This is a genomic window from Apilactobacillus sp., assembly GCF_025290035.1.
Classification (GTDB): Bacteria; Bacillota; Bacilli; order Lactobacillales; family Lactobacillaceae; genus Apilactobacillus.
In genome coordinates, this window is record NZ_JAMBKT010000044.1 from 1 (window position 1) to 2295 (window position 2295).

At 35.6% G+C, this 2295-nt stretch carries 2 protein-coding genes; both read left to right on the forward strand.

Going from position 1 to position 2295, the window contains the following annotated elements; all coding sequences use genetic code 11:
• Positions 1-59 precede the first annotated feature (59 nt).
• Complete coding sequence (locus M3005_RS06000) at positions 60-1094, forward strand: class I SAM-dependent methyltransferase (protein WP_034532193.1); 1035 nt, start codon at positions 60-62, stop codon at positions 1092-1094.
• Between the two features lie 10 nt (positions 1095-1104).
• The gene (locus M3005_RS06005) at positions 1105-2295 is read left to right on the forward strand and encodes an acetate/propionate family kinase (protein ID WP_034532195.1); all 1191 of its coding nucleotides are present in this window, start codon (positions 1105-1107) and stop codon (positions 2293-2295) included.

Consider the following 2295-nt stretch of genomic DNA (forward strand, 5'->3'; position numbering starts at 1 on the left):
TAAAAATCTGGTAATATGAAAGTTGTTATTAAGTGATAATACTTTTAAGGGAGTTGAGTGTGCTGACTGAGAAAGATACAGAAACTCTGTTTAAAGTTTTCAATTCTTCAGCTGAAATCTTGAAAGACAAGCTAGGGGTATCATATCTTGATGCATTCATCGAGACTGGAGATAACCTTATCAATGACGGACAAGTTCATGTTGAAGATGGTATACCAGATAGTGACACAGTTTCTAAGTTAGAAGGATTATACCGAGACGTAGATTATCAATCTATGGATGCAGAAACTGTAAGAAAGGCAATTCAAATTTGCATGATCAAAGCAACCAAAGAGGATGCGATTCAAGCAAATCACCAAATAACACCTGATACAATAGCTTCTATCATGGGCTATTTAGTTATTAGATTAGTTAAGAATGCCAAGCATCTACAGATTCTGGATTTATCCGTTGGAATGGGTAACCTATTAACTACGGTTATGAATCAATTGAAGGATGCAGTTAAGGATATTGATTTGCATGCTATCGGAATCGATAATGATGATTCCATGTTAGCCGTTTCAAGCATAAGTACACAAATGCAAAGAAACGATAAAAATACTGAACTTATTTACCAAGATTCAGTTGCCAATATTTTGGTAGATGATGCAGATTTAGTAATTTCTGATTTACCAATTGGGTATTATCCGATTGATGAAAATACCACTAACTATAAGACAAGATCAACAGATGGTCATTCATATGCTCACCACTTGTTAATCGAACAAGGGATGAACCATATCAAACCAGGTGGTTATGGGGTTTTCTTAGTACCAAGTAATATCTTTAACACGCCGGAATCAAAATCATTGTTAAAATGGATTCAAGATAATGCTTATCTTCAAGCATTGTTGAATCTACCAAAAGAAATCTTTAACAATGCAAATGCTCAAAAAGCAATTTTGATTCTACAAAAGCATGGTGAAGATGCCCACCAAGTTGAAAAAATTATGATTGGTGAGTTCCCATCATTTAACGAAGTATCTGCTTTCCAAAAATTCTTAGCAGAACTAGTTGAGTGGGAAGAAAAGGATTTATTATCTAAAAAAAGTTAGGAGAACTATTATGGGAAAGTCAATTGCAATTAACGCAGGAAGTTCCACATTAAAATTTAAATTATTCGAAATGCCTTCAGAAAAATTAATTTCAAGCGGGGCAATCGATAGAATTGGTTTAACTAAATCAGATGTTGAAATTAAATATGGTGATGGCGAAAAATTCCAAAAGACAATGGATATTCAAAACCATGAAGAAGCCATCAAACTTGTATTAGACAAACTACTAAGCCTAAACATTATTGCTGATTACAACGAAATCACAGGTGTTGGTCACCGTGTTGTTGCCGGTGGTGAATACTTCACTGATTCAGTTGTTATTGATGATGATGTTTTAAGTAAGTTAGAAGAACTATCAGAATTAGCTCCACTTCACGAACCAGCAAACATTCTAGGAATTAAAGCATTCAAGAAGATTTTGCCAGACGTAATTAGTGTTGCTGTATTCGATACTTCATTCCATACTTCAATGCCAGAAGAAAACTACATGTATGCTTTACCATACAAGTACTACCGTGATCACAAAGCTAGAAAATATGGTGCACATGGTACTAGTTACCGTTACGTATCAGGCCGTGCTGCAGCAATGATGGGCAAGAAACTAGAAGACTTAAAACTAGTTATCATGCACTTAGGTGCCGGTGCTTCAATCTGTGCCGTAGACCATGGTAAGTCATTAGATACTTCAATGGGCTTCACTCCATTAACTGGTATCATGATGGCTACTAGATCTGGTGATGTTGACCCTTCACTACTTGCTTACATTATGCAAAAAGAAGGCATTTCAGATATTAACGAAATGATTAGCATCCTAAACAAGAAGTCAGGTTTAGCTGGTGTATCTGAAGTTTCTGCTGATATGAGAGATCTAGAAGCAGTTAAGGATGAAAACCACCAAGCTGAATTAGCTCGTAACATGTACATGAACAGAATCGTTAGATACGTTGGTCAATACGTTGCTGAAATGAACGGTGTTGATGGTATCGTATTTACAGCCGGTGTTGGTGAAAATGATATTGGTATCAGACAAGAAGTTGCTGATAAGTTAAGCTACTTCGGTGTTAAGGTTGATCCTGAAAAGAACCACATTCGTGCCGTTGAAAGAGATATCAGTGCTGACGATGCTAAGATTAAGACATTATTAATTCCTACAAACGAAGAATTAATGATTGTTAGAGATATCGAACGTCTTAAAAAATAA

What these genes read in the sequence shown, in the direction of transcription:
- M3005_RS06005 (WP_034532195.1), top strand. Translation starts at nt 1,105, where the DNA reads ATGGGAAAGTCAATTGCAATTAACGCAGGAAGTTCCACATTAAAATTT.